General features: G+C 74.7%; 21 protein-coding genes. 9 read left to right on the top strand and 12 right to left on the bottom strand.

The features are described 5' to 3' along the window. Nucleotides 1-7: 7 nt before the first annotated feature. Nucleotides 8-433, bottom strand: a complete 426-nt coding sequence (locus ACFYYW_RS37430; protein ID WP_387656293.1) for a pyridoxamine 5'-phosphate oxidase family protein — start codon at nucleotides 431-433, stop codon at nucleotides 8-10. A 209-nt stretch (nucleotides 434-642) separates the two neighbouring features. On the opposite strand from ACFYYW_RS37430, the gene ACFYYW_RS37425 reads away from it, so the two are divergent. The 4 genes from ACFYYW_RS37425 to ACFYYW_RS37410 all read left to right on the top strand — a co-directional run bounded on the left by ACFYYW_RS37425 (nucleotide 643) and on the right by ACFYYW_RS37410 (nucleotide 4,234). After that, complete coding sequence (locus ACFYYW_RS37425) at nucleotides 643-1,809, top strand: globin domain-containing protein (RefSeq protein ID WP_387656291.1); 1,167 nt, start codon at nucleotides 643-645, stop codon at nucleotides 1,807-1,809. A 61-nt stretch (nucleotides 1,810-1,870) separates the two neighbouring features. Beyond that, complete coding sequence (locus ACFYYW_RS37420; RefSeq protein WP_387656288.1) at nucleotides 1,871-2,362, top strand: hypothetical protein; 492 nt, start codon at nucleotides 1,871-1,873, stop codon at nucleotides 2,360-2,362. A 14-nt stretch (nucleotides 2,363-2,376) separates the two neighbouring features. After that, a complete protein-coding gene (locus tag ACFYYW_RS37415) occupies nucleotides 2,377-3,870 on the top strand; it encodes a nitronate monooxygenase (RefSeq protein ID WP_387656285.1) in 1,494 nt (497 codons plus the stop codon). Further along, a complete protein-coding gene (locus ACFYYW_RS37410; protein WP_387656282.1) occupies nucleotides 3,863-4,234 on the top strand; it encodes a hypothetical protein in 372 nt (123 codons plus the stop codon). The genes ACFYYW_RS37415 and ACFYYW_RS37410 overlap by 8 nt, the downstream gene beginning before the upstream one ends. A 208-nt stretch (nucleotides 4,235-4,442) precedes the next feature. On the opposite strand, the gene ACFYYW_RS37405 is transcribed toward ACFYYW_RS37410, so the two are convergent. The 3 genes from ACFYYW_RS37405 to ACFYYW_RS37395 all read right to left on the bottom strand — a co-directional run bounded on the left by ACFYYW_RS37405 (nucleotide 4,443) and on the right by ACFYYW_RS37395 (nucleotide 6,215). After that, entirely contained in the window at nucleotides 4,443-4,892 is a 450-nt protein-coding gene (locus tag ACFYYW_RS37405) for a hemerythrin domain-containing protein (protein ID WP_387656280.1), read from the bottom strand. Nucleotides 4,893-5,197: 305 nt separating this feature from the next. Continuing rightward, entirely contained in the window at nucleotides 5,198-5,506 is a 309-nt protein-coding gene (locus ACFYYW_RS37400; RefSeq protein WP_387656278.1) for a hypothetical protein, read from the bottom strand. A 127-nt stretch (nucleotides 5,507-5,633) separates the two neighbouring features. After that, on the bottom strand, nucleotides 5,634-6,215 hold the full coding sequence (locus tag ACFYYW_RS37395; protein WP_387656275.1) for a hypothetical protein: 582 nt from the start codon (nucleotides 6,213-6,215) through the stop codon (nucleotides 5,634-5,636). Nucleotides 6,216-6,339: 124 nt separating this feature from the next. On the opposite strand from ACFYYW_RS37395, the gene ACFYYW_RS37390 reads away from it, so the two are divergent. Next, on the top strand, nucleotides 6,340-6,942 hold the full coding sequence (locus tag ACFYYW_RS37390) for an RICIN domain-containing protein (protein ID WP_387656272.1): 603 nt from the start codon (nucleotides 6,340-6,342) through the stop codon (nucleotides 6,940-6,942). A gap of 45 nt (nucleotides 6,943-6,987) precedes the next feature. On the opposite strand, the gene ACFYYW_RS37385 is transcribed toward ACFYYW_RS37390, so the two are convergent. Continuing rightward, on the bottom strand, nucleotides 6,988-8,400 hold the full coding sequence (locus tag ACFYYW_RS37385; protein WP_387656269.1) for an FAD-binding oxidoreductase: 1,413 nt from the start codon (nucleotides 8,398-8,400) through the stop codon (nucleotides 6,988-6,990). Nucleotides 8,401-8,495: 95 nt separating this feature from the next. On the opposite strand from ACFYYW_RS37385, the gene ACFYYW_RS37380 reads away from it, so the two are divergent. Continuing rightward, on the top strand, nucleotides 8,496-8,975 hold the full coding sequence (locus tag ACFYYW_RS37380; RefSeq protein ID WP_387656266.1) for a MarR family winged helix-turn-helix transcriptional regulator: 480 nt from the start codon (nucleotides 8,496-8,498) through the stop codon (nucleotides 8,973-8,975). Here the strand turns inward: ACFYYW_RS37380 and ACFYYW_RS37375 are convergent. Continuing rightward, nucleotides 8,914-10,338, bottom strand: a complete 1,425-nt coding sequence (locus ACFYYW_RS37375; protein ID WP_387656263.1) for an MDR family MFS transporter — start codon at nucleotides 10,336-10,338, stop codon at nucleotides 8,914-8,916. The two genes, ACFYYW_RS37380 and ACFYYW_RS37375, sit on opposite strands and share 62 nt — an antisense overlap. A gap of 99 nt (nucleotides 10,339-10,437) precedes the next feature. On the opposite strand from ACFYYW_RS37375, the gene ACFYYW_RS37370 reads away from it, so the two are divergent. Further along, nucleotides 10,438-11,082, top strand: a complete 645-nt coding sequence (locus ACFYYW_RS37370; RefSeq protein WP_387656260.1) for a TetR/AcrR family transcriptional regulator — start codon at nucleotides 10,438-10,440, stop codon at nucleotides 11,080-11,082. On the opposite strand, the gene ACFYYW_RS37365 is transcribed toward ACFYYW_RS37370, so the two are convergent. From ACFYYW_RS37365 to ACFYYW_RS37350, 4 genes are all read right to left on the bottom strand, one after another. Continuing rightward, nucleotides 11,072-11,662 carry a LuxR C-terminal-related transcriptional regulator gene (locus ACFYYW_RS37365; protein WP_387656476.1) on the bottom strand — a complete coding sequence of 197 codons (591 nt, stop codon included), beginning with the start codon at nucleotides 11,660-11,662 and terminating at the stop codon, nucleotides 11,072-11,074. The genes ACFYYW_RS37370 and ACFYYW_RS37365 overlap by 11 nt on opposite strands. Nucleotides 11,663-11,706: 44 nt before the next feature. After that, nucleotides 11,707-12,924 carry a sensor histidine kinase gene (locus ACFYYW_RS37360; RefSeq protein WP_387656257.1) on the bottom strand — a complete coding sequence of 406 codons (1,218 nt, stop codon included), beginning with the start codon at nucleotides 12,922-12,924 and terminating at the stop codon, nucleotides 11,707-11,709. 77 nt (nucleotides 12,925-13,001) lie between these two features. After that, nucleotides 13,002-14,513: a nitrilase-related carbon-nitrogen hydrolase gene (locus ACFYYW_RS37355; RefSeq protein WP_387656254.1), complete on the bottom strand. Its 1,512-nt coding sequence runs from the start codon at nucleotides 14,511-14,513 to the stop codon at nucleotides 13,002-13,004. A gap of 99 nt (nucleotides 14,514-14,612) precedes the next feature. Further along, complete coding sequence (locus ACFYYW_RS37350; protein ID WP_387656251.1) at nucleotides 14,613-15,227, bottom strand: TetR/AcrR family transcriptional regulator; 615 nt, start codon at nucleotides 15,225-15,227, stop codon at nucleotides 14,613-14,615. A 101-nt stretch (nucleotides 15,228-15,328) separates the two neighbouring features. On the opposite strand from ACFYYW_RS37350, the gene ACFYYW_RS37345 reads away from it, so the two are divergent. Then, complete coding sequence (locus tag ACFYYW_RS37345; RefSeq protein ID WP_387656248.1) at nucleotides 15,329-16,297, top strand: phosphotransferase family protein; 969 nt, start codon at nucleotides 15,329-15,331, stop codon at nucleotides 16,295-16,297. Between the two features lie 15 nt (nucleotides 16,298-16,312). Here ACFYYW_RS37345 and ACFYYW_RS37340 read toward each other — a convergent pair whose 3' ends face one another. After that, a complete protein-coding gene (locus ACFYYW_RS37340; protein ID WP_387656245.1) occupies nucleotides 16,313-16,915 on the bottom strand; it encodes a pyridoxamine 5'-phosphate oxidase family protein in 603 nt (200 codons plus the stop codon). Nucleotides 16,916-16,970: 55 nt separating this feature from the next. On the opposite strand from ACFYYW_RS37340, the gene ACFYYW_RS37335 reads away from it, so the two are divergent. Beyond that, nucleotides 16,971-17,438, top strand: coding sequence for a cupin domain-containing protein (locus ACFYYW_RS37335; RefSeq protein ID WP_387656242.1), 468 nt, complete (start codon nucleotides 16,971-16,973; stop codon nucleotides 17,436-17,438). Between the two features lie 131 nt (nucleotides 17,439-17,569). Here ACFYYW_RS37335 and ACFYYW_RS37330 read toward each other — a convergent pair whose 3' ends face one another. Beyond that, entirely contained in the window at nucleotides 17,570-18,472 is a 903-nt protein-coding gene (locus tag ACFYYW_RS37330) for a GlxA family transcriptional regulator (RefSeq protein ID WP_387656239.1), read from the bottom strand. Between the last annotated feature and the right edge of the window lie 2 nt (nucleotides 18,473-18,474).

Below are 18,474 nucleotides of genomic sequence, written 5' to 3'. Positions count from 1 at the left end.
AGACCCGTCACCCGACGGTCGCGCGGGCGGGCGCGATGCGGCGGCCGGAGATCTGCTCGGCCTCGACCACGATGTAGTGGTCCCGGTCGCCCGGCGCCCACGTCGTCAGCGGCAGCTGCGCCAGGCGGGCCAGCTCGGCGGCGTCGGTCACCTCGCGCGCGTGCCCCACCGCCGTGACCGACCAGCCGGTGCGCAGCCCGGCGTCGAAGTCGTCGGCCTCGAAGGCCACCACGGCCCGCCGAGTGGCCGCCGCCAGCTTCGACCCCGCCGCGGTGCGGATCACGACGGACCGCCCGTCGAGACAGAAGTTCACCGGCTGGACGGCGGGCAGGGCACGATCGGTGAACACGATCCGCCCGATGGGCATCGAGGACAGCAGCAGGAAGCACTCCTCCTCGGAGAGCACCTGCAGTCCGGACGAGTCGAGCTGCATGGTCTCCAGGATCCCCGACCCGCCCCCGCCCGCGGCAGGGACGAAAGTCCCCTCTTGCCCGGCGACCGGCCCGCGGCCGGCCGGATGTCCCGTCCGGGACCTTCGGCCCTCCGACTGCGGACGTTCGCCCCGGTCGGCGGCCGGGCCGCGCTCCTAGCCTGAGAACCGCCCGCCGTCGCGGGTCTCACCCTGGGACTGTGGAGGTCACCATGTTGTCCGCGGAATCCGCCGCCGTCGTCCGCGCCACGCTGCCCGTCGTGGGCGCCTCGCTCGACGCCATCACCGAGCGGTTCTACGCGACGATGTTCGCCGACCGGCCCGAGCTGCTGGACGGCCTGTTCAACCGCGGCAACCAGGCCAGCGGCGAGCAGCGCAAGGCGCTGGCCGCCTCCGTCGCCGCCTTCGCCACCACCCTCCTGGACCACCCCGACCAGCGGCCCGACCACCTGCTCGCGCGCATCGCGCACAAGCACACCGCGGTCGGCGTCACCGACGACCAGTACGTGATCGTGCACAAGTACCTGTTCGGCGCGATCGCCGAGGTGCTGGGCGAGGCCGTCACCCCGCAGGTCGCCGCCGCCTGGGACGAGGTCTACTGGCTGATGGCCGGCGCCCTGATCGCGATGGAGGCCCGCCTCTACGCCGAGGCCGGCGCCGTCGAGGGCCGCACGTGGCGGCGCTGGCGGGTGGCCGGCCGCCGCGAGGAGACGCCCGACGTCGCCTCCTTCCTGCTCACCCCGGTCGGGGAGGAGCCCCCGCCGCCCGCCCGCCCCGGCCAGTACGTCAGCGTCCAGGTCGAGATGCCCGACGGCGTGCGCCAGCTGCGCCAGTACACGCTGTCCAACGCCGGCGACGGCCTGCGCCGGATCACCGTCAAGCGCGTGGACGGCGACCCCGCCGGCGAGGTGTCCACCCTGCTGCACGCCACCGTGCGCCAGGGCGACGAGCTCACCCTGTCGGCGCCCTTCGGCGACGTCACCCTGGACGAGTCCGAGGCGCCGCTGGTGCTGGTGAGCGCCGGCATCGGCGGCACCCCCATGGTCGCCATGCTCGACCACCTGGCCGCCACCGGCTCCCGCCGCCGCGTCCTGGCCCTGCACGCCGACCGCTCGCCCGACCGGCACGCGCTGCGCGAGGACATGACCCGCCTGGCCCCCGAGCACGTCTTCTGGTACGAGCGCGGCGCCCAGGCCCCCGACCGCGACGGCCTGATGGACCTGGCCGGCGTGCCGATCCCGCAGGGCGCGGTCGCCTACCTGTGCGGGCCGCTGCCGTTCATGCGCGAGGCGCGCGCCGCGCTGCTGAAGGCCGGCGTGGCGGCGCGCGACGTGCACTACGAGGTCTTCGGGCCCGACCTGTGGCTCGCCGCCGGCTGACCGCCCGCCCGCCGATCCACCCCGCCGGTCCACCGGCGATCCACGTGACCAGGAGGATGAGATGAGCGTTGTCCGAGGCGCGGCGAGGGCGCTTCTGGGCGCCGCCGGCGCCGCGATGGCGGCCGCCGGTCCCGTCATGGCCGCCCGCGGCGTCCGGGCGCGCGGCGAGATCCGCGATGAGCTGCGCCGGCAGGCCATCAGTTTCCCCGCCAAGGGGCTGCCCGACGAGGTCGCCGCCCACCAGGGCCGCGCCGTCCTGACCGGCCCGCAGGCCAGGGCCTACGCCCAGGTGATCGGCCGCAACGTGCTGACCGCCACCGGCGGCCGGACGTACGCGCAGGTCAGCGCCGAGCTGTTCGCGGCGGGCGGCGCGGACGCCGAGCTGGAGAGCCTGCGGCGGACCGCGTTCACCGGCCAGATGCTGCGCGCCTCCCTGCTCAACGCCTACCAGGCCTGGCAGCTCGGCAACCTGGCCATCGGCCTGGGCGGGCTGCTGACGCTCACCGGCGCCGCCCTGCTGACCTGCGGCGCCACCCTCGCCGCCGACGCGTGAGGGGGACGGGAACCATGCGACCGGCGACGTCCGGAACCACCCAGCCGGCGGACCTCGTGCCGTCCACCGGCGTGTCTGAGGCCAGGCTCCCCGTCCTGATCCAGGGCGGCATGGGCGTCGCGGTGTCCGGGTGGCGGCTGGCGCGCGCGGTCGCCCGTACCGGGCAGCTCGGCGTGGTGTCGGGCACCGCCCTGGACGTCACCCTGGCCCGCCGCCTCCAGCGCGGCGACCCCGGCGGCGACCTGCGCCGGGCACTGGCCTGCTGCCCCGTCCCCGAGCTCGCCGAACGCGTGCTCGGACGCTATTTCGTGCCCGGCGGGATCGCGCCCGGCACGCCGTACCGGCCGGTGCCCCGGCTCGGGCTGCGGCCCAGCCGGGCCCGCGACGAGCTGGCCGTGGTCGCCAACTTCGCCGAGGTCTTCCTGGCCAAGGAAGGCCACGACGGGCCCGTCGGCGTCAACTACCTGGAGAAGATCCAGCTCGCCACGCCCGCCGCCGCCTACGGCGCGATGCTGGCCGGCGTCGACTACGTGCTGATGGGCGCCGGCATCCCGGCCGAGATCCCGGCGCTGCTCGACGCCTTCGCCGCCCACCGCCCGGCCGAGATCACCGTCGCCGTGGCCGAGGCCGGCGACGCCCGCCACACGACCGGCCTCGACCCGGCCGCGCTGTGGCCCGGGGCCGCCCCGGCCGAGCCGCTGCGGCGGCCCAGGCTGCTGGCGATCGTCTCCTCCCACGTGCTGGCCGCCTACCTGGCGCGCTCGCCGGTGACCAGGCCCGACGGGTTCGTCCTGGAGACGCCGGTGGCCGGCGGGCACAGCGCGCCGCCGCGCGGGCGGCTGGTGCTGGACGAGCGCGGCGAACCCGTCTACGGGCCGCGCGACGCGGCCGACACCGCCAAGGTCGCCGCGATCGGGCTGCCGTTCTGGCTGGCCGGCGGCTACGCCACCCCCGGCGGCGCGGCCGCCGCGCGGGCCACCGGCGCCGCCGGCATCCAGGTGGGGACGGCGTTCGCGCTGTGCCGGGAGTCCGGCCTCGACGACGGCCTGCGGCGGCGCATGCTGAGCCGGGCCCGCCGGGGCGCGCTGGAGGTGCGCAACGACCCGCGCGCCTCGCCCACCGGATTCCCGTTCAAGGTCGCGAGCCTGCCCGGCACCCTGTCGGAGCCCGAGGTGTTCGACCGGCGTCCCCGGCTGTGCGACCTGGGCTACCTGCGCACCCCGTACGTCAGGCCCGGCGGCGCGATCGGCTACCGCTGCCCCGCCGAACCCGTGGACGCCTACGTCCGCAAGGGCCGGCCCGCCGAGGAGGCCGAGGGCCGTCAGTGCCTGTGCAACGGGCTGACCGCCGCCATCGGCCTGGGCCAGCACCGCGCCGACGGCTACCACGAGCCCGCCCTGCTCACCCTGGGCCAGGACCTCGGCTTCCTGGACGGCCTGCCCGACGACCACTCGGCCGCCGACGTCGTGGACCACCTCCTGCGAGGAGCACTGGCCGCCCATGGATGACAGGACAAGGCCCGGCGGACTGGCCGCGCCCTATGACACGATGCTGGCCGCCTACGCCGCCGCGCTGGCCGGCTCGCCGCTGGCCGCCTCCAGCAAGGCCAGCTACCTGCGCCGCGTCGGCCGCTACCTGACCTGGGTCGCCGCCGCCTGCGAGCGCGGCCTGCTGGCCGGCGAGCCGCTGGCCGACACGACCGTGGCCGTCCGCACCGCCCACGCCTACCACGGCGAGCTGGACGGCCGCTACGCCCCCAGCACGATCAACAGCACCCTGGCCGCGCTGGAGGACTTCTACGCCCGGCTCCACCTCGGCGCGACCGGCATCCCCCGCCGCCCGTCGCCCGGCGACCGTGTGGGCGCGCGATGACCTGGTGGGCGGTGGTGCGCTTCCTGCACGTGCTCGGGGCCGCGCTGTGGGTCGGCGGCCAGCTCGCCGTCTCCCTCGTCCTGCTGCCCCTGGCCCGGCGCCTGCTGGACGACGAGCGCCGCGCCCTGGTGCTCGCCGCCGTCGGCCGCCGCTTCGGGCTGCTGGTGGTCCAGGGCGAGCTGTATCTCGGCCAGCCCCGATGGGCTGGTCAGGCGGTCGTTGCCGGGGACCGGCCGGGTGTGATGCGGTCCCAGGCGGCCGGCGGCAGCATGATGACGGCCGCCGGGAACAGGCCGTGCTCCTCGTGGTCGATGTGCCAGTGGAGGCGGTCGAGGGCGTCCAGCACGGCGGGCCAGTCGGGCGCGGCCGGGTCGATCGCGCCGAGGATGCCGTGGATGTCGGCGTGCTCGGCGCACAGCCGTTCCACCTCCTCGGCCAGCGACCCCTCGGCGTGCAGCTCGGCGAACAGCCCGCTCTCCTCGGCGTCGGTGTGCGGGACGAGCCGGGCCATCAGGTCCGCCAGCAGCGCCACGGCGTCACCCTGGCGCAGTTCCCCGATGGCGCGGCGCAGCGCCCCCGCGCACTCCTGGATGTCCCAGTGCTCCTGGGACAGGCGGCCGATCAGTGGGAACTCCCGGCAGCCGCAGTAATTGCACATGGTCACGTCCTTGCAGGAGGGCCGCTTCTGGACGGCGGCAGCCGGGCGCGCGCATACGCGTACCGCTCTCCGGGCCGCCCCTTGCCTCCACCCTTCCCGGCGGGACGACGCGCCGGTCAGGGCCGAAAGTCCCCGATCGCCCCTGACCTCCGTCGGAAAACCGCGTGACGGGCGCCGGCGGCGTCAGGGACGATCACGGCCATGGAGTACGGCGAGCTGGTCGCGCGGGCGTCGGCGGCGGTGATCGAGGGCTGGGACTTCACCGCCCTGGGCGGCCGGGTCGTCGAGGAGCCGCTGCCCTGGAGCTACGAGCGCCTCCTGCGCGGCCGGCTGCCCGGCGCGGCCTCGCTGCTGGACATGGGGACCGGCGGCGGCGAGTTCCTGGCCGGGCTGGCGCCGCTGCCGCCGCGCACCGCCGCCACGGAGGGCCACCCGCCCAACCTGCCGATCGCCCGCCGCCGCCTGGCGCCGCTCGGGGTCGAGGTGGCCGCGGTCCGGGAGGACGACGTGCTGCCGTTCCCCGCCGGCGCGTTCGCCGTGGTGGCGAACCGGCACGAGTCGTTCGACCCGCGCGAGGTCCGCCGCGTGCTGGCCGACGGCGGGGTCTTCGTCACCCAGCAGGTGGGCGGCCGCGACCTCGAAGAGGTCAACCGGGCCCTCAGCGCGCCGCCGCCCACGCCCACCGCTTCGCCCTGCTGGCCCGCCGCTCGACCGGAGTGGAGGCGCGGCGGGCGTCCGGTCTCACCTGCTCCACGCCTCGTGGACGGTGGTGATGGCCGACGAGACGGGCCGGCCGCCGGGCCACGTGACGGCCGGCCGGCCCGGCACCGGGACGCCGTCCACGGTGATCGAGGCGTGCTCGCACGGGATGATCTGCATCGACAGCCCGTGGCTGACGCCCAGCAGCGGGAAGTCGGCCATCGAGAACGGCCTGGCGTCCAGCGGCCCGGTGATGCTGACCGCCAGGCCGGCCGCCGTCGCATGCGTGCCCGTCGCGGGGTCGACGCGCAGGTCCACGGCGGCCCGTTCCACCCGCGCGGCGGGCCAGGACGGCAGCGCGGCGGCCTCGTCGAAGTGCCGGACGAAGTGCTCCTCGATCCACGTCCCGAGCTCCGGGTCGTCGCTCACGACGCGTAACCCGGCGGGCGTCCACACCACCATCACCGCGCCGGCGCCGTGCGTGGACCAGTCGACCTGCCACAGGGAGGCGTACCCGGTGGGGACGTCGCCGTCGTAGAGGGTGACGTACGGGTTGGCGCCGGCGAGCAGCGGCCGGCGGGTCACGTAGGCGCTCGTCGGCGCGCCCTCACTGGTGCTGAGCATGAGCCGATCATGGACGCTCCCACCCCTCGATGGCCAGCCCGCCCACCTGAGTAGGCGGTACTCATGCCCTCCCGCCGCCGGCGGCGCACCCTGCAAGGGACGGAACACCGGAAAGGAGCATGCGGTGCGCAAAGGCGTACATCTTCGACGGATCGGCCGCCGGGGGCTGCTGGCCGTGATCATGGTCGTGTCGGTCGCCGTGCCCCTGTGGTCGGCGGCGGCCCCGGCCTCCGGGGCCGTGGCGGCTCGCGGGCGCACGCTCGCCGAGCCCTGGTCCTACCTGTTCGAGATCCGCCGGCGCTTCCCCGCGCCGGAGAAGTGCGTGGACGTCGACAACGGCTACACCTTCGACGGCGCCAACGTGAAGCAGTGGGAGTGCGTGAACGTCCCGCAGCAGCACTGGCAGTTCCAGCGGGCGGCCCCCGGCAGCGAGTGGTTCTTCCTGCGCGCCCAGCACAGCGGCAAGTGCCTGGACGTCGACAACGGCTACACCTTCGACGGCGCCAACGTGAAGCAGTGGGAATGCGTCAACGTCCCGCAGCAGCTGTGGCGCTGGAAGTACGCCTACACCGACGCATGGTGGAACACCTTCTACTTCCTGGAGAACCAGAAGAGCGGCAAGTGCCTCGACGTCGACCACGGCTGGACGCACAACGGCGCCAACATCCAGCAGTGGACCTGCGACGAGTACGCGGGCCAGCAGTTGTGGTACTTCCGGCAGGTGTGACCGGCCGCCCGGCGCCGGCCCGGACCGCTCCGGGCCGGCGCCGCCTCACGACGCGGCCGGGGCGATGTTGTGGTTGACGCGGAACAGCCGGTCCGGGTCGTACCGGGCCTTGAGCGCGGACAGCCGCCGGTGGTCCGCCTCGGAGTAGGCCCGCCTGACCCGGTCCGGGGCCGCGTCGTGGTCGAACAGGAAGCTCGGCAGCAGGGCGCCGGTGTCCCAGAGCCGCAGCCGGTCCAGCACCTCGTCGGCGGCCGCGCGCGCCGCCTCGGCCTGGCCGGGCGGGGCCGGCAGCCGCATCCACAGCAGGAAGGCCGCGCCCCGGGTGCCGGCCGCGTGCGGACGGGCGGGCGGCCGGTCCAGCGCCCCGCCCAGGTGACGCAGCTGGATCCCGGGGAACGGGCCCTGCGTCCGGGCGGGGTCGATGAACGAGGCCAGCTCCGCGGCGGCGTCGTCGTCCAGCTCGCGCAGCAGCGCGCTGCGCAGGTGCGCCGAGACCGGGTGGCGGGGGTCCTGGTAGATCTCGGTGATCCGGCTGTACGGCATGGCCGCGCAGGTGTCCTTCTCCGGGCCGAGCGCGCGCAGCGGCTGCACCAGCCGGGCGCCCCGCTCCGCGTCCCCGGCGTACACCGTCCGGACCTGCACCATCGAACGGCCGCGGAACTCCGGCGGCAACTGCGGCGCGTCGGGGAAGCGCACCAGCGTCACCGAGGACGACATCTCCTCCGGCTGCTCCTTCGCCCAGGCCAGGTAGGAACGCAGGAGGTGGGCGGTGTGCTCGGGGTCCTCGCCCGGGTAGTACAGCTCGCCGCCGTAGACCGTGCGCAGCGGCAGGAGCTCGATCTCGGCCGCGACGACGACGCCGAAGTTGCCCTTGCCGCCGCGTACCGCCCAGAACAGGTCGGGCTCGCTGCCGGGTGAGACGGTCCGCAGCCGCCCGTCGGCGGTGACGACGTCGAGCGAGCGGACGCGGTCGGCGGCGAACCCGTACGTGCGGGCGGCCAGCGGGAGCCCGCCCCCGGTCAGGAAGCCCATCACGCCGACCTCGGCCGACGATCCGCACAGCGGCGCGAGCCCGTGGGGGGCCGCGGCGGCGACCACCTCGCCCCAGCGCAGGCCCGCGCCGATCCGCGCGGTGCGGGCGTCCGGGTCCACCGACAGCTCGCGCAGTTCGCCGGTGGCGATGAGGACGGCTCCGTCGGCGGGCAGCGACTTGCCGTGCCCGGTGGACTGCACCGCGACCACACGTCCCGTCCGGGCCGCGTACGTGACGGCGGTGGCCACGTCGCCGGCGTCGGCGGCGACCACGACCACGGCGGGCCGGTGCTCGACCGTCAGCAGCCAGCCGGAGCAGGCGTCGGCGAAGCCCTCGTCGCCCGGCCGGAGCGTGCGGCCCCGGATCAGCGCGGCCAGGGCCGCCAGGTCGTGCGCCGGGCCGGTCCGCAGCTCGATGTCGGACATGTTCCACCTCACTCAATAGTTGGACGGACCAACGTTGGTTCGACCAACAATACAGACGATCGTGGGTGGTGCCAACGACTTGTTAGATTGGCTTCGTGAACATCCCGGAGGGGAGGCCGCCGGAGCGGCTGCGCGCGCTGCCGAGCAGGCTGACCAACCACGCGGCGCTGACCGCCAACCGGATCGTGGACCAGGCGTTCGCCCAGGCCCAGGTCCGGCGCTACCACTACGCGCTGCTCGCCGCGCTGGAGGAGTACGGCCCGGCGAGCCAGGCGGCGCTCGGCCGGCGTACCGGCATCGACCGCAGCGACATGGTGGCGACCGTCAACGACCTGGCCGGGCGCGCGCTCGTCGAACGCGCGCCCGACCCGGAGGACCGCCGCCGCAACATCGTCACCATCACGGCGGAGGGCCGCCGCCGGCTGGCCGAGCTCGACCGCCTGCTGGCCCGCGCCCAGGACGAGTTCCTGGCCCCGCTGCCCCCCGCCGACCGCGAGCGCCTGGTCGACCTGCTCACCCGCCTCGCCGACCATCACGGCGCGCCGAGCGGAAGAAGGTCACCGGAACCAGGGTGACCAGGCACAGTCCGAAGGCCCACCAGAAGGCGGTGCCGTAGGCGTGCGCCGCGCCGCCGCCCTGGCGCAGCCCGCTGTCCAGGACGGTCGTGAGGACGGCGGTGCCCAGCGAGCCGCCGAGCCGGTTGACGACGTTCAGCGCGCCGGCGGCGCCCGGCGTCTGCTGCCGGTCGACCGAGGCGTACGCCGCGGCCATGGTGGGCGCGGAGACGCCGCCGATGCCCAGGCCGTACAGGACCAGGCAGAGGGTCAGCAGCCAGGTGTCCGGACGGGCGGGGGCCTGGGTGAAGGCGAGCAGCCCGGCCAGCGAGAGCACGAGCCCGCCGGTCACGACGGCGCGCGGGCCGTGTCGGTCGGCCAGCCGCCCGGCGGCGAACGAGCCGACGGCGGCCCCGAGCGCCTGCGGGGTGAGCAGGAGGCCCGTCGAGAGCGTGTCGGCGTGCCGGTCGTGCTGGAAGAACAGCGGCAGCAGGATCATGGAGCTGTAGAGCGAGGCCCCGAGCAGGAACAGCGCCACGCAGGCCGCGGTGAACCGGCCCTTGGCGAACAGGCGTACGTCGATCAGCGGCTGACGGCGGGTGCGCAGCGCGTGCACGAGGTACCCGGCGATCAGCGCCAGCCCCGCGCCGACCAGCGCGGCCGGCGTCCATGCCCCGTCGCGCCCGCCGACCATGGTCAGCCCGTAGACCACCGCCGCCAGGCCGGGGGAGAGCAGGGCCAGGCCGAGGAGGTCGAGCCTGGGCGCGCCGCCGGGCTCGTCCGCGACCTCGTCCCGGGCCAGGACGCGGGCGGCCGCCGGCAGGACGAGCAGGCAGACGGGCAGGTTGAGGTAGAAGATCCAGCGCCAGTCGAGTTGCTGGACGACCAGCCCGCCCACGATCGGCCCGAGCACCGGGGCGAACATGACGGGGATCGTCAGCACGCTCATGGCCCGGCCGATCCGGGACGGCCCGGCCGCCTGGGCCAGGATCGTCTGGCCGACGGGGTTCATCAGCCCGCCGCCGACCGCCTGCACGAGCCGGAACGCGATGAGGGCCGGCAGCGACCAGGCCAGGCCGCACAGGGCCGAACCGGCGGTGAAGACCGCCACGGCGGCCATCCACGTGCGCTTGGCCCCGAACCGCCGGCTCAGCCAGCCCGACAGGGGCATGACCACCGCGATCGCGAGCAGGTAGCCGGCCGCCACCCACTGCACGTCGGTCAGCGACGTGCGGAAGTGCGCCGCCATTGCGTCGGCCGCGATGCCCACGGCGGTGGCGTCGATCGTGGCCAGGATCGGGGCCGCGATCAGCACGATCCCCATGCGCAGCAGGTGCGGATCGAGCCGGTCGCGTGCGGCCCCGGCCGCAGAGGTGGTGGTCATCGAACACCCTTAGGATCGATTGACTAGGACGACTCCAAACACTAGGTCCGACCTAATCGCTAGGTCAAACCTAATGAACGCGCGGAAAGGGCAGAGCTCGTGACCGAACGATCCAAGGGTTTGCGGGAGCGCCAGAAACACCAGACCCGGCAGCTCATCTCCGACGTCGCGACCGGCCTGTTCCTGGAGCGCGGCTACGACGACGTCACCATCGCCGACGTCGCGGCCGCCGCCGGCGTGGCCAAGATGACCGTCACCAACCACTTCCCGCTGAAGGAGGACCTCATCCTCGACCGGCACGAGGAGGTGGTCGACGGCCTGGCCAGGGCCGTGTCGCGGCGGGAGCCCGGCGAGTCGGCCCTGGAGGCCGCCCACCGCGACTACGACGAACGCCTGAGCCGCCGCGACGGCGCGATCCCCGACGCGGGCGCCGACTGGCAGCGGATGGTACGCGACACGCCGGTGCTGCGGGCCCGCCTGCGCCAGCTGCACGACCAGGCCGAGACCAAACTCGCCGACCTCCTGGCCGAGGAGACCGGCGACAGCGGCGTCACGCCCCGCCTGGTGGCCGCCGCGCTGGCCGCGGTGGAGCGACTGCTGTTCGACGAGGCCCAGCGCCGGGTCCTCGCGGGGGAGGAGTCCGAGCAGATCTTCGCGGCCCTCGCCCGCACCGCGCGGCAGGCCTACGACCTGCTGCGGCCCGCCATCGGCGACTACGCCCGCCGCGGCCCGGTCAGCGGTTGAGATAGGCCAGGACGGCCAGCACCCGGCGGTTGTCGTCCTCGGACTCGGGCAGCCGGAGCTTGCCGAAGATGCTGGAGATGTGCTTGTTGACCGCGCTGGCGGAGATCACGAGCTGGTGCGCGATCGCCGTGTTGGACCGCCCGGCGGCGATCAGGCTCAGCACCTCCCGCTCGCGCGGGCTCAGCTCGCCGGTGCGGCCGCGCGCGTCGCCGCGGGTCAGCAGCTTGGCGATGACCTGCGCGTCCATCGCCGTGCCGCCCCGGCTCACCGAGGTGACCGCGTCGATGAACTGCCCGGTGTTGGCCACCCTGTCCTTCAGCAGGTAGCCGACCGCCCCCGCGCCGTCGGCCAGCAGCTCGCGGGCGTACAGCTGCTCCACGTACTGCGACAGCACCAGCACCGGGAAGCCGGGCCGGTCGCGGCGCGCCTGGATCGCGGCCTGCAGCCCCTCGTCGGTGAACGACGGCGGCAGCCGCACGTCGACGACCGCCACGTCCGGCCGCTCCTCGGCCAGCGCCCTGCGCAGCGACGGCCCGTTGTCGACGGCGGCCACGACCGTGAAGCCGTGCTCGGTCAGCATGCGGACCAGCGCGTCCCGGATGAGGAACAGGTCCTCGGCGACGACTACTCGGACCTGATCGCGCACGGCACCTCCAGACGCACCCGGGTGGGCCCGCCGGGCGGACTGTCGACGGCGATCGTCCCGTCGAAGACGGCCAGCCGGCTCTGGATGCCGCGCAGCCCGGTGCCGTCGGCCGGATCGACGCCGCCGCCGCCGTCGTCCACGACGTCGCAGCTCAGGATCCCGTGCCGGTGGGCGAGCGTGATCTGGACCGTCGCCGCCCCGGCGTGCTTGCTGGTGTTGGCGAGCAGCTCGTTGACGGCGAAGTAGACGGCCGACTCCACCGGCGGCGCGGGCCGTCCGGCCAGGTCGGTGGTGACCTCGACGTCGAGCAGGCAGTCCAGGGCCAGGGCCCGGATCGCGTCGGCGAGGCCGCGGTCGGCCAGGACCGGCGGATGCACGCCGCGTACCAGGTCGCGCAGCTCGTCCAGGGCCTTGGAGGAGGACTCGCGGGCCGTGGCCAGCAGGGCGCGAGCCGCCTCCGGGTCCACGTCGAACAGCCGCTCGGCGTGGCCCAGCCCCATGCCCAGGGCGACCAGCCGGGCCTGCGCGCCGTCGTGCAGGTCGCGCTCGATCCTGCGCAGCTCGGCGGCCTGGGTGTCGACGCTGTCGGCGCGCGTCTCCACCAGCGTCTCGACCCGCTGCTCCAGCGCGGCCCTGCGCGACGGGCCGAGCAGCGCGCCGGCCCACCGGGCGCGCAGGCGCAGCAGCGGGGGGCCGATGTAGAGGCCGAGCGCGATCAGCGCCAGCCCGACCGGGATCGCCGCCAGCGCGGCGGCCGTCGAGGTGACGTGGATGACGCCGTAGGCGTTCGCGCCGCCGGCCCGCAGGTTGGCCCGCCACACGAACGGCTGCACCGCCACGCCGTACAGGCCGTAGAGCGGCATGCCCAGCGCCAGCGCGGACGCCCACGTGCCCATGAGCGGGTCGAGGACGCCCCAGAGCACGTCCCGCCAGGTCGCCGGGTCCTTCAGCAGCGCGGACGCGTCCGTGCCGGGACCGTAGGGACGCTCGACGCGCACGCCGAGCCGGCCCGCCAGCCGCCGGGCCGCGTCGGCGACCGCGCGCTGCAGTGACACCGCCTGCCGGAACGCCCCCCGGCCCACGCCGGCCACCGCCGGCACCGCGCTGAGCACGACCAGGACGGCCGCGAGCACGCCGGCCACCGACAGCCCGATCATGGCCAGCGCCCGCACCGGCGTCGTGAGTCTCGCCTTCACCCCTCGTCTCCCCGTCGTCCGCGTCTTCCCGTTCCGCGCCCGTGGCATCATCGCACCTTCCTCCGGAAATCCCATGGTCAGCCCCGGTACGCGGCCCGCCGGAGCACGGCGAGCCCGGTCAGCCCGGCCAGGGCGGCGGCGCACAGCCCGGCGAACAGGTCGCCGACCAGGCCGTACAGCGTCCAGACGCCGCGGGTCGGGACGGAGACGACCATGCTCTGCCGGGCCGTGCCGAAGTAGTTCGCCCTGGCCAGAGGGGTGCCGTAGGGGTCGACGGTGATCGCCAGGCCGTTGGCGGCCGGCCGGACGAGGCTGTAGCCGTTCTCCACGGCCCGGAACACCGCGTTCGCCGCGTGCATGCGCTCGATGCCCTTCCAGTCGTTGGCCGGCACGACCATGACGTCGGCGCGGGTGCGCAGCGTCGCGGGGAAGTCGGCGTCGAAGCAGATGACGTGGGCCAGCCTCCCGTACGGCGTGCCGGTCACCGGCACGACCCCGTCGCCCGGCCGCAGGCTCTCCATGCCGGGCACCGGGTGCGCCTTGTCGAAGACCGACGCCACCCGCCCCTCGGGGGTCACCAGCACGGCCAGGTCGCGCGAGCGCGGCTCCCCGTCGAGGACGACGGCCACCCCCATGTCGAGATAGACGCCCTTCTCCCTGGCCAGGTCCTGGGCCCTGCGCAGGAAGCCGGGGTAGTCCTCGCCGAGCACGACCGCGGCGGTCTCCGCCCACGCCACGATCTTCGCGCCGCCGTCGGCCTCGATCCGGGTGCGGGCGAACAGGTCGTCGTCGATCACCGCGAACGCCCTGCGCAGCGTCGGCTTCTGCGCGGGCAGGACCTGCGGGCTGTGGAAGTCGTCGATCTGCCGCATGCGCCGCTCGGCGGCGAGCGAGGCGCTGATCCCGGCGACGCGCACCAGCTCCGGTGCGGACGGCGCGGCCGCCAGCCGCAGGCCGCCGCCGAGCAGCACCGGGACGAGCACCGCGACGTACGTCAGCGTGACGCCCCGGATCGACGGCCAGGCCATCCGGCGTTCCAGCGCGAGGTTGACCACCGGCGCGGCCCAGGCCATCAGGAAGCTGATCCCGTAGACGCCGGTGACGGACGCCGTCTGGAGCAGCGGCAGGTTCGCCGACTGCGTCGCCCCCAGCGGCCCGAAGATCGTGCCCAGCGGGCTGACCGTGGCGATCAGGAACTCGGCCGTCACCCGGGCGGCCGGGAAGACCAGCGTGCCGGCGACCGGGCCGAGCCGCCGGACGAGCAGCCGGTCGGCCAGCAGCGGAAGGCTCAGCACCAGGCTGAGCAGCAGGCAGCCGAGCAGGATCGGCAGGACGGCGAGCGAGCCCGCCGCCGCGACGAAGACCACCGTCGTCGCGGCGGCCGACAGGCCGACGGCCGCGAGCCCGGCCGGGCCGCCCGAGCTCCGGGTGAAGCGCATGAGGGCGATGGGGAACAGCCATCCGGCCGGCGGGATCGACCATTCGCTGTTCGTGCCGAACAGTGCGAGCACGATCCCCGCCGCCAGCCAGGCGTATTTTCGCCGGCCGCCGGCCAGGTGGGGGATTGCCGTGGTTGCGGTGTTTGCCATGACCAGGAGCCTCGCCGATCGCGCGGCGCCCGCCATTGGGGCTGACTCTCGACTCTCCCTGTAGTTATCTCCACCCCCGGGAGGCCGTCCGCAGGGAGGTCATCCGCCGGGACGGGCCAGCCCCGAGGCGACGACGTCGATGAGCAGGTCGATGATCCTGGGGTGCAGGGCCGGGTCGCCGAGCCGCTCGGCGAACATCGGCACCAGCAGCACGCACTGCAGCACGCCGTTGATGACGGCGGGGTCGGCGTCGACCAGCTCGCCCGCGGCCCGGCGGGCGGTGACGTACTCGGTGAGGGCGGCGGCCGGGCTGCCGGACATCGCGGCGACCCGTTCGGGGTCGAGCTTGCGGGCCACCGCCTGCATCTCCTCCGGATGGGTCATCAGGCGGCGCCACAGGGGGTTGACCGACAACTCCTCGACGGTGGCGTGCAGGAACCGGCGCAGCGCCTCGCGCGGGTCGCCGGAGCTCATCAGCGCGCCGTCGATGACCCGCCGCCGCACCTCGCCGGTCTGGCGCAGCATCAGCTCCAGGTACAGCGCCTCCTTGGAGTCGAAGAAGACGTAGAAGCTGCTCTTGGCCACCCCCGTGGGGGCCATCAGCTCCTCCAGGGAGGTCTTGCGCAGCCCCTGACCGGTGAACAGCTTCTCGCCGTTCGCCAGCAACAGGGCGGTGATGCGGGCCTTCTCCTCTGCGGTGAACGCGGGCGGCATCGGGGACAACCTTCCTGCACGACCTGACCTGCCGATCAGATGTTTTCACGAACCCGTGACGGTGGCGCGGCGCCGGCCCTCCTCAGTGATAGAAAACGATCATGAATCGAACGTTCCTGCGGCCCGACGACGTGCGCGACCTGGTCGCCGAGGAGTTCGGCGCCGACCGGCGGCCGGCCGCCCTCGACCGGCTGACCGGCGGCAGCAAGAAGGGCGTCTACCGGCTCCGGCTGGACGACGCGACCAGCGTGATCCTCTACGTCTGGGCGGAGGCCGAGAACTACTGGCCGCCGTCCCCGGCGGTCGAGGACGACCCCTTCACCGACGCGTCGGGAGCCGACCTGTTCGCCGCCGGCCACGCGGCCCTGACCGCGGCGGACGTGCGGGTGCCCCGGCTGCTGGCGCTCGACCCCGGCGGCCGCCGGCTCGGCGCCGCCCTCGCCCTGGTCGAGGACGCGGGCGCCACGACGCTGGAGGCCCTGACGGAACGCGACCCGGCCGCCGCCGTCCGGCCGCTGGCCGCACTCGGCGACGCCCTGCGCCGCATGCACGCCACCCTCGGCCCGTCCTACGGCAAGCTCGCCCGTCTGGCCGACGGCCGGGCCCGGCCGTCCCGGCCCGCCGAGGACGTCGTCCTGGACCGCGCGCTCGCCCATCTCGCCGCCCGCGACGCCCGGATGGGCCGGGCGCACGACCGGATCGCCGCCCACGTACGCCGCCTGCGCGACGCGGTCGCCCCCCGCGAACGGTACGGGCTGGTGCACGGCGAACTCGGGCCGGACCACGTGCTCGTCACGCCCGCGGGCGAACCCGTCATGATCGACTTCGAGGGCCTGACCTACTTCGACGCCGAGTGGGAGCACGCCTGGCTGCGCATGCGCTTCGAGGACGCCTACCCGGCGCTGCGCCCGCCCGCCCTCGACCCCCACCGGCTGGAGCTCTACCGGTACGCGCAGGTGCTCTCGCTGATCGAGGGCCCGCTGCGCATCGCCGACACCGACTTCCCCGGCCGGCGCTGGATGCTGGACCTGGCCGAGTGGAACATCGCCAAGGCCCTCGCCGTCCTGTGAGGCCGGCCCGTCCGGTCAGCCTTCGCGGGGGAGCGGGGGCAGCGGGGGCAGCGGGAGCGGCAGCCCGGGCAGGCCGTCGATGCTGGTCGCCACGTGCTCCTTCTTGTGGAAGTACGCGTCGAGAGACTCGTCGTCCTCGCGGGCGAAGCGGGAGCCGTGCAGCGGGCGGTCGGCGTCGTAGGTCATGAACGGGACGGCGTACCCGCAGGTGTCGCGGATCAGCCGGGCGGTCACGACGATGATCGCGCGCAGGCCGTGCGGGGCCGGGTCGATGTCCGGGAAGTGCCGCAGCAGCCCGGTCCAGCGGGGGTCGTCGCGGAAGACCGGCTCGCCGTGGCCGTGCACGCGCACGATGTTCGGCGGGCCGTCGAAGGCGCACCACATCAGCGTGACGCGGCCGTTCTCGCGCAGGTGGGCGATGGTCTCGGCGTTGCTGCCGGCGAAGTCGAGGTAGGCCACGGTGTGGTCGTCCAGGACGGCGAACGAGCCCTTCAGGCCCTTGGGCGAGAGGTTGACCGTGCCGTCGCCGGCCAGGGGCGCGGTCGCCGTGAAGAAGATGGGTTGTGACTCGATGAACGTGCGCAACCGGCCGTCGATCCGGTCGTAGGTCTTTCCCATGGTCCGGATTATCCTCCTTGCGGGCGGCGTGTCTCCGGGTGGCAGAATGCCCGGCATGATCGCCGAAGAGAGCCCGGAACCGCGTCCCCTGCTCCGGCGTCCCGCCGAGGGGGAGCTCATCAACGTCGCCGGGGTCCGGCACTTCTTCCGGCTGACCGGGGAGCACACGGGGGACCGGTTCGCGTTCGAGGAGTTCACGCTGGACCCGGGCGTCGTCGGGGCGCGCCCGCACGTCCACCACGGCCACGACGAGTACTTCTACGTCCTGGACGGCGAGCTGACCCTGCACGACGGCGCGGGCGAGGTGACGGCGGGCCCCGGCCACCTGCTGGCGGCCACGCGCGGCACCCCGCACGGCTTCAGGAACGCCGGCGACGGCACCGTGCGCGCGCTGTGCCTCTACACGCCCTCGGGCTACGAGGGGTACTTCCGCGAGGTGCACGCGGCCGTCGCCGCGGGCGCGCAGGTCACCGACGAGCTGCTGGCGGAGTTCCGCTCCCGCTACCGCACCACCTCGCTCTGACCGCCCGCGCCCATCCTCGGGACGCCGCCACCTCGACGGTCAGGACGCCGCCGCGCCGACGGTCAGGAGGCCACTGCGCCCACGCTCAGGAGGCCACTGCGCCGACGGCCAGGAAGCCGTCGCGCCGACGGTCAGGAGGCCGCCGCGCGGGTGCGCAACCGGCGCAGCATCCGGGCGTCGGCGAAGCCCACCTCGCGCGCGGCGACCTCGGCGGTCGCGCCGCGGCCGAGCAGGTGTTCGGCCCGCTCCAGCCGCAGCGCGGTCTGGTAGGCCAGCGGGGTGAGCCCGGTCGCCCGCCGGAACAGCCGGGTCACCGTGCGCTCGCTGCATCCCGCGGCACCGGCCAGCAGGCTCAGCGGCAGCCGCTCGGTGAACCGGGTCTCGATCAGGTCCTGGATGCGGTGGACCGTCTCGTCCACGTGCGAACGCCGTCGCAGCAGCGGGCTGACCTGCTCGGCCGTGCCGTCGCGGTGGGCGTGCACGAGCATCGCGCGGGCCACCTGCCCCGCCGCGTACGGCCCGTGCCGGGTGGTCACCAGATGCAGCGCCACGTCGATGCCCCCGGCCACGCCCGCCGAGGTGACGATCCGGTCGTCCTCGACGTACAGGGCGTCCCTGGCGACGCTCGCCCGCGGGTAGAGGCGGGCCAGCTCGTCCTGGACGGTGTGGTGGGTGGTGCACCGGCGGCCGTCGAGCAGCCCCGCCCGGCCGAGCGCGTCGGCCCCCGCGCACACGCCGGCCACCGTGCCGCCCGACGCGTGGTGTTCGCGCAGCCGGCGCAACGTCTCGCCGCTCGCCGGCCGGGCCGGCCCCCGCCAGCCCGGCACGACGATCAGGTCGTCGGGCGTCAGCGACGGCCACGAGGTCCGCGCGTGCAGCGTCAGCCCCTGCACGCTGGCCACCTCGCGCTCCTCGGCGACGTAGTCGATGGTGTACGGCCGGCCGAGGTCGGCGGCGGTGGAGAAGACCTGGGCGGGCCCGGCCACGTCGAGCAGGTGCACCCGCGGGATGAGCAGGAAGACGACTCGGGACATGA

The sequence above is a fragment of the Nonomuraea sp. NPDC001831 genome (assembly GCF_042892035.1).
In the GTDB taxonomy this organism is placed as follows: Bacteria; Actinomycetota; Actinomycetes; order Streptosporangiales; family Streptosporangiaceae; genus Nonomuraea.
The sequence above is the reverse complement of the archived record's forward strand: the minus strand, read 5'-3'. Positions and strand labels throughout refer to the sequence as shown.

What these genes read in the sequence shown, in the direction of transcription:
- ACFYYW_RS37430 (WP_387656293.1), bottom strand. Translation starts at nt 433, where the DNA reads ATGCAGCTCGACTCGTCCGGACTGCAGGTGCTCTCCGAGGAGGAGTGC.
- ACFYYW_RS37425 (WP_387656291.1), top strand. Translation starts at nt 643, where the DNA reads ATGTTGTCCGCGGAATCCGCCGCCGTCGTCCGCGCCACGCTGCCCGTC.
- ACFYYW_RS37420 (WP_387656288.1), top strand. Translation starts at nt 1,871, where the DNA reads ATGAGCGTTGTCCGAGGCGCGGCGAGGGCGCTTCTGGGCGCCGCCGGC.
- ACFYYW_RS37415 (WP_387656285.1), top strand. Translation starts at nt 2,377, where the DNA reads ATGCGACCGGCGACGTCCGGAACCACCCAGCCGGCGGACCTCGTGCCG.
- ACFYYW_RS37410 (WP_387656282.1), top strand. Translation starts at nt 3,863, where the DNA reads ATGGATGACAGGACAAGGCCCGGCGGACTGGCCGCGCCCTATGACACG.
- ACFYYW_RS37405 (WP_387656280.1), bottom strand. Translation starts at nt 4,892, where the DNA reads ATGTGCAATTACTGCGGCTGCCGGGAGTTCCCACTGATCGGCCGCCTG.
- ACFYYW_RS37395 (WP_387656275.1), bottom strand. Translation starts at nt 6,215, where the DNA reads ATGCTCAGCACCAGTGAGGGCGCGCCGACGAGCGCCTACGTGACCCGC.
- ACFYYW_RS37385 (WP_387656269.1), bottom strand. Translation starts at nt 8,400, where the DNA reads ATGTCCGACATCGAGCTGCGGACCGGCCCGGCGCACGACCTGGCGGCC.
- ACFYYW_RS37375 (WP_387656263.1), bottom strand. Translation starts at nt 10,338, where the DNA reads ATGACCACCACCTCTGCGGCCGGGGCCGCACGCGACCGGCTCGATCCG.
- ACFYYW_RS37365 (WP_387656476.1), bottom strand. Translation starts at nt 11,662, where the DNA reads ATGCTGACCGAGCACGGCTTCACGGTCGTGGCCGCCGTCGACAACGGG.
- ACFYYW_RS37355 (WP_387656254.1), bottom strand. Translation starts at nt 14,513, where the DNA reads ATGGCAAACACCGCAACCACGGCAATCCCCCACCTGGCCGGCGGCCGG.
- ACFYYW_RS37350 (WP_387656251.1), bottom strand. Translation starts at nt 15,227, where the DNA reads ATGCCGCCCGCGTTCACCGCAGAGGAGAAGGCCCGCATCACCGCCCTG.
- ACFYYW_RS37345 (WP_387656248.1), top strand. Translation starts at nt 15,329, where the DNA reads ATGAATCGAACGTTCCTGCGGCCCGACGACGTGCGCGACCTGGTCGCC.
- ACFYYW_RS37340 (WP_387656245.1), bottom strand. Translation starts at nt 16,915, where the DNA reads ATGGGAAAGACCTACGACCGGATCGACGGCCGGTTGCGCACGTTCATC.
- ACFYYW_RS37335 (WP_387656242.1), top strand. Translation starts at nt 16,971, where the DNA reads ATGATCGCCGAAGAGAGCCCGGAACCGCGTCCCCTGCTCCGGCGTCCC.
- ACFYYW_RS37330 (WP_387656239.1), bottom strand. Translation starts at nt 18,472, where the DNA reads ATGTCCCGAGTCGTCTTCCTGCTCATCCCGCGGGTGCACCTGCTCGAC.